Below are 6,773 nucleotides of genomic sequence, written 5' to 3' on the forward strand. Positions count from 1 at the left end.
TCTGCGGCGGAACAGTCTTTGGACTGGTCTACGAGCACCCGGTCGTGGAAGCAGGAAGCCTTGAGTAGAGATATGTTTCTATGAAAGGTGGAACGGTAGTGTAGAACCGGATCCAAGATCGTTGGAGGAACTTATGGAAGCGTTGAAGAGAAACGAAGAGAGCTGAGAAGCTTAAAAATACCAAAGTTAAACCGGACCGGCGGGGAAAAGTGAATATGAAGATTTTGGGGTGACCGGAAAGCCGAGGCCGTATAAAATTTAAGTAGGTAACGGAAGGGGAACAGTAGATACGCGATCTAACCAATTACTACCGGTTAAGCGGTACTACAACTAGTAACCCTACCTGATGAATTCAGAAGGAAGGGAAGATCATTTGGAACGTTTCTTATACAGAGGTAAGAGTTGCTGATTTCGTAAAAACACACGCGGTCTCTGGCGGAACCATCCACGCCGACACAGGTGTCCTGCCAGCCGGTGGTGTTGGCGTAGGGGAGGTCACCGCTGGTGAGCGCAGGGGGGGTATTACTGCCTGATGGAAGAAAAAATGGCGCTGTTCAATAAGCCCCGGATCGTTTCGGTCAGCCGGCGTACTGACATCCCCGCCTTTTACGGGGAGTGGTTTATGCAGCGGGTTCGCAAAGGGTGGACATTGAGCCACAATCCATTTAGCCACCGGGTCCTCCGGGTCTCGCTGCGGCCGGAAGACGTCGGTGCGTTTGTTTTCTGGTCGAAGAACTTTGCGCCCTTTTTGCCGTATCTGGCCGAACTGAAAACCCTGGGTTACAAGATGACGTTTCTTTACACCCTCACCGGACTGCCCGGGGTGTTTGAAGGCCGGGTGCCGGACGCCGAGGTGACCGTTTCCACCTTTCGAGCAATTTCCAAAATGTTTTCCCCGAGGCATATCCAGTGGCGCTACGACCCGATCCTCTTGACCAGCGTGACGGACGAGAAATTCCACCTCCGTCGGTTCCGGGACTTATGTCGCCGCTTGGGAGGGTATACGACCAGGTGCTACATAAGTTTTGTCAACCTCTACCCGAAAGTTGAGCGGCGGTTGCAGGCGCTGGAGAAAAAGGGGGTAAAGCTGTTATCTGTTCCAGAAGCCGAGCAGGCCGCCCTGGCCCAACGGCTGGCCGAAATTGCCGCCGAACACGGCATTGAACTGTACAGTTGCTGCAATGATCACCTAGTCGGTGGGTGGGTGAAAAAAGCCCGGTGCGTGGACGCAGAACTCCTGGCCGCTTTGTTCGGACTTGAGGTAGGGCTATACCGGATCAAGCCCACCCGTAAACAGTGCGGATGCTACGAGAGTGTAGACATCGGTACGTACGATACCTGTCCCCACGGTTGTATCTACTGCTACGCAAACGCAGGTTCTAAAGCCGGCAAAAATTATCTTCACCATGGTCCAAATTCACCGGCGCTGATTAGCAGAGGGAATTCCTTAATGGACACCACCAGTGATTGAAAGGCGACAAAAAGAATTGATAAATAAGTGTGCAGAATTATGGGGTTTAAGATAGTTTCCCTGTTCTTCTTCCGGCCGGATTATGTTTATAGTGCCGGAAGGAATACGAGCTTGTTGTATCCAGAAATTGCTAGTATAATTAAATATGGGGAAAGGAGGAGCAGCTTCCCATGGAGCCTAGAAAAGATTCGGGCAAGTATTTTGAAAAAATGTATCCATTAACTTTTGTTAGTGACAATGTAAATGGGGATAAAAATTTATCTGAACGATATACTCGGGCATGGAAATTGGCCAGGAAGGCAGCAGACTTATTAAAAAAATCTTACGGTGCTTCAAAGGTGGTAGTTTTTGGCTCTTTGGTTCATGATGCGTGGTTCACTTCTTGGTCGGACATTGATTTAGCAGCCTGGGGTATCCCGGATGATCGTTTTTACAGTGCTGTAGCTGCTGTTACAGGAATGAGTGAAGAATTCAAAATCGATTTGATTGATGCGGAAACATGCGGGACATCTTTACGAAAAAGCATTGAGAAGGAAGGCGTTGAACTGTGAAGAAGAAATACCTTGCTCTGGCTGGTCGAATACGTGGAGAACTTTCTGAACTTGAAAAAGTCGTTGAACGTGTGCTAGAAGGTTGGAAGCGTGCTAAACAAACTGGGGACGACTTTTATCTAGATAGTGTCGCTTTAAACCTGCACAGTATTTACACCGGTCTGGAACGCGTTTTTGAGTTGATTGCAAACACTATAGATCAGAGCAGACCTGAGGGTCAAAACTGGCACCAGGAGTTATTGCGACAAATGACTGTAGAAATTCCGTTGGTTCGTCCCCAAGTAATCTCTGTAGAAACGCGGAACAACTTGGATGATTATCGAGGTTTCCGTCACGTTGTCAGAAACGTGTATACTTTTAACCTTAATTCTGGAAAAATTAAACATTTGGTCAATAATCTGCCAAAGGTATTTAGCCAGGTCAAAAATGAAATCAATGTGTTTATCCAGTTTATTGAAGCGAGAAAAGGAGAGAATAAGGAGATCTAGGCATGGTTCTGATTGTAAGGTCGAGTTTTTTTTATTGCAAGTTGGGGACGGTTCTGGACTTAGTCAAAAATGAACCCCACTGCGGTGGCAGTGGGGCGGGGTACAGTTTTAATGCAGGTAGTCATCCAGTTCGGACAGTTCATTGATATCAAAGATGTTATCTATCAACTGCTGTAGTACATAGGTATCTTGTTCTTTTATTCTGACCACATACTCCTTTGGCAGCTTACGGAACTTTTTAATCAAAAGTCTAATGGTAATGTCTACCAAGGATTCTTCCCTACCTTCTTCCCTGCCTCTTTTCATACCCTTTTCAAAAATCCTTTGGTAACCGGCGGATTCTTCGATGCCCAGCATTTTTTCCACCTCCTGAAAAACGGCATCAATAGTCTGTTTATCGTAAATCAAACCGGCAAAAATTTCCGCTCTGAAGAGTGCTGTTTTTTTGGCTTCCTGGTCCAGGTTACGCTCATTTCACGTCTCAGACCTCCATTCCCCTGCTACCCTAACTCACAACCTCATGACCAAATAAAGTCCCTTATCCTCTTTGCAATATCTAAAGCTTTTAAGGCATCTTCTTCATTAGGTAACCCTTCGGGCAAACTCCCTACTGGAGCATTAGGATACCGGGTAGAAATGTAATACATGTCAAGTATCAGGGCATCTGACTTGAGTTGTTGGAAGTCTGGAGCTATTTCCTCACACAAGCTTACCAGTGTAGGTAGCTTGTGAATTCTGGGAGGGTTTATTTTACGCTTGACCAGGAAAGCTTTTAAGAACTTTTCTGCAGCTTGGTGAGAGTGAAAGCATGCCACATTGTATAATCCCGCCTTGATAAGTTCCTCTGCCGCCTTGAGGTCATCATCTGCATATTTCAACCAGGCTTCATATTCTTGCTGTCGAGCTGTCATATACAACAACTCCTTTTTTCAAGACTTCTTCCTTTAAAAAAAGATTACCTTGCTCAAGCATCTTTCTGAATTCATTCGGTGTATAGACGAGGAAATCCACTCCTACTTGCGGATTTGTAAGTTTCGCCAGGAACAACAATCTGTCCATAAACCTCATATCTGTATCCATGACGACTACTAGATCAATGTCGCTATATTTATTGACTCTGCCGTCTGCCATGGAGCCAAAAAGAATAATCTTTTCCGGCCGGCACTTCTCAATTATAATCCCACTTATGCGGTCCAGCTCTTCTTTTAAGTATTGGTTGTTGGTGAAGCCTCTGCCCATGGAAAAATCCTCCCTCAGTTACCGCACTCATTTACTTTCAAAACATATTTCAATTACAACATTTTCCACCTGTCTAAAGTTATAGTACCATACGGCGCCTGAAAAGGCAATCAACATAGGCTTGAATTCAAGCCGGAGCTGTCCTTTTTTGGGGCTGGGACGGTTACTGTAGATTGATTGGGGAACTAAGCGCTGTTTACAGGTTTCATCAATCAAGTTGGGGACGGTTCTGCAGGTTTCATCAAGTTGGGGACGGTTCTGTCATCAAGTTGGGGACGGTTCTGGACTTGAATTTCTTTTCGGACACAGTAACTCAAAAACGTAGAGAGCTGAGAAGCTTGATTATCACATTTAAGTAGTTTCTGTCATAAGATACATCGATAAAGATAAAAATCATCTTTTTGGAAGTCAGGAGGTAGTAATCCTTGGTAGATATCATAAATGAGAAATTTAACGAAGAAGAGGTACGGCGAGAGGATACCGGGCAAGAGGAAGTTCAGGAGAAAATTAAACAGGACCAGACAGAACAAGAGCAGGAACGGCCAGATATTATTTCCGTCCAGTCAAACCCGGGCCAAACCACCGAGGGTGTTGCCGGCAGTTTTGATGCGGGCCTGAAAACGGTAGTTTTGTGGATTTACAACATTAACCAGAACGGTACTGCCAACAAGTTTCGCGAGGAATTGAGCCAGTATTTTAGCCGTGATAAGGACGGTAACGTAGTACTTAGGGATATAAGCCCGGAATTGATCGCCCAATTTTTGGCTAATCTTACTACGGCAAAGGAAATTAAATTGCCCGACCTGGGAATCCGTCTAATCCTGTTAATTTACAACTGTAACCAGAACGGGGCAAGTAACTCCGCCGAAGTAGCCTACGCAGCCAAGTCTTAAAAACCAAGTCCATGCTTCAGTGGTTATCCGCCACATCACGGATAGAGAGTTTTACTGCTATTATCATGGAACCGAATCCGGTTTTATCTACATAATATGATATTACAGAAACAACCCCCGAAGGGAGGTGCAGAACCGCCCCGCTAGGGGGCAGGTCAATCTATAGATAGGGGGTATCTCAATGGATAAAAAGCACAATGAATTCGCGGACTTTATGGCTCAATTTAAGGACAACATGGATTACCTGAAGGATAAGGATGTACCATTCGCCGTAGCTATTTTCTTCGCCGCCGCCGCTGCTGCCGCTGCCTCTAAAGCTAAGTGCAAAAATATCAACCAGAACGGTGTGGCCAACAACGCAGCCGACGGAAACGATTAGGAATCCCAAAACAGCCCTGCCTAAGGCAGGGCTGTTCCAGTGATGAAACTGGCTTTGTGTCTTTCGCTGGCATCATATGCTTCTGCTCCACCTTCGAAAATGTCGATTGCTCGTAATACGGGATTCTTTTCGGGAGAAGTGGAATCAAGTTGGGAACGGTTCTAAACTTGAATTCAGTCTAGCTACTTCACACCCGGGAGTGGTTCTGGTTTTGTTTATTGTTCTTCCTTCAAAAACTCAAGGATATGTTTCACAAAGGTTTCAATATCCTCTAATCTGGTCTGAATTAGGTCATAGAGCTCTGCCCCCGTCACTTCGGCGTAACCATGGACCAGCCGGTTGCGGTACCCGGCCATACCAATGATTTCTTGGGCGAAGGAACGGGGGATTACCCTGTTTTGTCCCAGTAATTCAATGATAGAACGGTAGTCTCGGGGATGTCCCAGCCCTTTTTTAACGAGGATGTGCCGTCCGACATCAAAAAGAGATTCCAACGCCCGCCGCAAGTGGTGTTCGGCAATGGCGTAGTTATCTGGATCTGCTAAAAACTCTTGTTGCGTTAGCTTTCTGAAGGAATTCAGGCGGTTGACGGATGCGCGAATCATGTCGACCCGTTCGAAAATCAGTTTTTTATTCAGCAAAGAATTCGCCCCCTTCAATTGCTTCGAGCATTTCCCTGTAATACCGATTCAGAAAGGGAGCAAAGTCCAGGTAATCGCGAACCACAATATCTTCAAAGTCGGTGCGTTCGTCGTGGTCCCGGCAGTAAATTACCTTTCCGCTGCTGATCACCTCAAACCTAAAGGTGATCTTTTCTTTTTGCAGAAAAACTAAGTCAACCTTCAGGGGGTGCAACGTCCTGGACAGTGCGGCTTCCATTTCGACCTGGAGGTCCAGGTTGTGTACGGTCGGATCGTACGGAAAGAAGAGTACGGCCAAATCGACATCGCTGTCGGGGCCTGCACCACCTGTCGCGCGGGAGCCGAAAAGGTAACAGGTATGGACGTTGTACCTTTCCAAGACGGGAAGAATTTTTTCCAATAACATATTCGAAGCCTCCAGCTAAGAAATCTTAAAAACATAATACCATAAAATGGCAGATAATACTATAAAAAATTATCCATACGCAACGATAAGGTTGCTTGTCGCTCTTCAAGTTTTCTTTCTTCTTTTTTCGCCCGCAGCAATTCTCCTGTCAATGAGTTATTCCCTTTTAACATACCCATTGCTTCTTTCACCGGGTTCCTGGGGGCCCGACGTAATACTATCCGGTCCCCGGCATCCTGAATCTCTATCACGATCCCGGGTGAAAACCATATTTTTTTCTCAGGTTAGCGGGTATAACTATTTGTCCTTTAGGTGATACTTTGGCCCGGCTCATGTTTTGCCTCCTTTTTTGAATTCATACTTTTTTACTTTCAGTCTGACATATAAACTAAAAGTTAATCAACAATTTTATCTTCCGCTTACCGCTCCCCCTCCGGTTTTTCTCTCCGGCCTTGCCAGCCCATCTCCTGAATTCCTTTGAAGGCACTGAGCAGTTTGATAATTTTTTCCCCATGCACTTCATAATTAATTAACCACTGGCCCTGTTTAATAGACTTAACCATGATATCACTTCTAATTGAAAATCATTATCATTTATTTAATGATACCGTAATGTCTCCTTTTCTGTCAAGGGTTAAAAACTGCTGAATAAAAGATAGAAATATGTAGTTGTTTATGGTATAATATCTACATGAAACTCAGTGA

General features: G+C 45.4%; 13 protein-coding genes. 5 read left to right on the forward strand and 8 right to left on the reverse strand.

Annotation, left to right across the window (positions count from 1 at the left end):
• The first annotated feature begins 544 nt into the window (after positions 1-544).
• From KKC1_RS09895 to KKC1_RS09905, 3 genes are all read left to right on the forward strand, one after another.
• Positions 545-1,471, forward strand: a complete 927-nt coding sequence (locus KKC1_RS09895; protein WP_192868186.1) for a DUF1848 domain-containing protein — start codon at positions 545-547, stop codon at positions 1,469-1,471.
• Positions 1,472-1,641: 170 nt separating this feature from the next.
• Positions 1,642-2,022, forward strand: coding sequence for a nucleotidyltransferase family protein (locus tag KKC1_RS09900; protein ID WP_088554300.1), 381 nt, complete (start codon positions 1,642-1,644; stop codon positions 2,020-2,022).
• Positions 2,019-2,510: a ribonuclease toxin HepT-like protein gene (locus tag KKC1_RS09905; protein WP_088554301.1), complete on the forward strand. Its 492-nt coding sequence runs from the start codon at positions 2,019-2,021 to the stop codon at positions 2,508-2,510. Before KKC1_RS09900 ends, KKC1_RS09905 begins: the two co-directional genes overlap by 4 nt.
• 108 nt (positions 2,511-2,618) lie before the next feature.
• On the opposite strand, the gene KKC1_RS09910 is transcribed toward KKC1_RS09905, so the two are convergent.
• The 3 genes from KKC1_RS09910 to KKC1_RS09920 form a co-directional block, all read right to left on the reverse strand.
• Positions 2,619-2,867 (reverse strand): DUF4351 domain-containing protein, encoded by a 249-nt coding sequence (locus tag KKC1_RS09910; RefSeq protein WP_238134270.1) that lies wholly within the window; start codon positions 2,865-2,867, stop codon positions 2,619-2,621.
• A gap of 161 nt (positions 2,868-3,028) precedes the next feature.
• On the reverse strand, positions 3,029-3,421 hold the full coding sequence (locus tag KKC1_RS09915) for a HEPN domain-containing protein (protein ID WP_088554303.1): 393 nt from the start codon (positions 3,419-3,421) through the stop codon (positions 3,029-3,031).
• Positions 3,396-3,749 (reverse strand): nucleotidyltransferase domain-containing protein, encoded by a 354-nt coding sequence (locus KKC1_RS09920; RefSeq protein WP_088554304.1) that lies wholly within the window; start codon positions 3,747-3,749, stop codon positions 3,396-3,398. Before KKC1_RS09920 ends, KKC1_RS09915 begins: the two co-directional genes overlap by 26 nt.
• Before the next feature lie 425 nt (positions 3,750-4,174).
• Between KKC1_RS09920 and KKC1_RS09930 the strand changes: the two genes are divergently transcribed.
• Positions 4,175-4,642, forward strand: a complete 468-nt coding sequence (locus tag KKC1_RS09930; protein ID WP_088554306.1) for a hypothetical protein — start codon at positions 4,175-4,177, stop codon at positions 4,640-4,642.
• Positions 4,643-4,823: 181 nt separating this feature from the next.
• Positions 4,824-5,021: a hypothetical protein gene (locus KKC1_RS09935; RefSeq protein WP_088554307.1), complete on the forward strand. Its 198-nt coding sequence runs from the start codon at positions 4,824-4,826 to the stop codon at positions 5,019-5,021.
• Positions 5,022-5,236: 215 nt separating this feature from the next.
• On the opposite strand, the gene hepT is transcribed toward KKC1_RS09935, so the two are convergent.
• From hepT to KKC1_RS16060, 5 genes are all read right to left on the reverse strand, one after another.
• Positions 5,237-5,662 carry a type VII toxin-antitoxin system HepT family RNase toxin gene (gene hepT / locus KKC1_RS09940; RefSeq protein WP_088554308.1) on the reverse strand — a complete coding sequence of 142 codons (426 nt, stop codon included), beginning with the start codon at positions 5,660-5,662 and terminating at the stop codon, positions 5,237-5,239.
• On the reverse strand, positions 5,652-6,068 hold the full coding sequence (mntA, locus tag KKC1_RS09945) for a type VII toxin-antitoxin system MntA family adenylyltransferase antitoxin (RefSeq protein ID WP_088554309.1): 417 nt from the start codon (positions 6,066-6,068) through the stop codon (positions 5,652-5,654). The genes hepT and mntA overlap by 11 nt, the downstream gene beginning before the upstream one ends.
• 59 nt (positions 6,069-6,127) lie before the next feature.
• The gene (locus KKC1_RS17065; RefSeq protein ID WP_272946669.1) at positions 6,128-6,259 is read right to left on the reverse strand and encodes a hypothetical protein; all 132 of its coding nucleotides are present in this window, start codon (positions 6,257-6,259) and stop codon (positions 6,128-6,130) included.
• Between the two features lie 56 nt (positions 6,260-6,315).
• Positions 6,316-6,402, reverse strand: a complete 87-nt coding sequence (locus KKC1_RS17540; protein WP_088554311.1) for an AbrB/MazE/SpoVT family DNA-binding domain-containing protein — start codon at positions 6,400-6,402, stop codon at positions 6,316-6,318.
• A gap of 85 nt (positions 6,403-6,487) precedes the next feature.
• Positions 6,488-6,631, reverse strand: coding sequence for a hypothetical protein (locus KKC1_RS16060; RefSeq protein WP_153802857.1), 144 nt, complete (start codon positions 6,629-6,631; stop codon positions 6,488-6,490).
• Between the last annotated feature and the right edge of the window lie 142 nt (positions 6,632-6,773).

The sequence above is a fragment of the Calderihabitans maritimus genome (assembly GCF_002207765.1).
Taxonomy (GTDB): Bacteria; Bacillota; KKC1; order Calderihabitantales; family Calderihabitantaceae; genus Calderihabitans; species Calderihabitans maritimus.

Bases quoted from the DNA above. Each gene is read 5' to 3' on its own strand.
- KKC1_RS17540 (WP_088554311.1), bottom strand. From the start codon at position 6,402: ATGAGCCGGGCCAAAGTATCACCTAAAGGACAAATAGTTATACCCGCT.
- KKC1_RS09915 (WP_088554303.1), bottom strand. From the start codon at position 3,421: ATGACAGCTCGACAGCAAGAATATGAAGCCTGGTTGAAATATGCAGAT.
- KKC1_RS09910 (WP_238134270.1), bottom strand. From the start codon at position 2,867: ATGCTGGGCATCGAAGAATCCGCCGGTTACCAAAGGATTTTTGAAAAG.
- KKC1_RS16060 (WP_153802857.1), bottom strand. From the start codon at position 6,631: ATGGTTAAGTCTATTAAACAGGGCCAGTGGTTAATTAATTATGAAGTG.
- KKC1_RS09900 (WP_088554300.1), top strand. From the start codon at position 1,642: ATGGAGCCTAGAAAAGATTCGGGCAAGTATTTTGAAAAAATGTATCCA.
- KKC1_RS09920 (WP_088554304.1), bottom strand. From the start codon at position 3,749: ATGGGCAGAGGCTTCACCAACAACCAATACTTAAAAGAAGAGCTGGAC.
- mntA (WP_088554309.1), bottom strand. From the start codon at position 6,068: ATGTTATTGGAAAAAATTCTTCCCGTCTTGGAAAGGTACAACGTCCAT.
- KKC1_RS09935 (WP_088554307.1), top strand. From the start codon at position 4,824: ATGGATAAAAAGCACAATGAATTCGCGGACTTTATGGCTCAATTTAAG.
- KKC1_RS09895 (WP_192868186.1), top strand. From the start codon at position 545: ATGGCGCTGTTCAATAAGCCCCGGATCGTTTCGGTCAGCCGGCGTACT.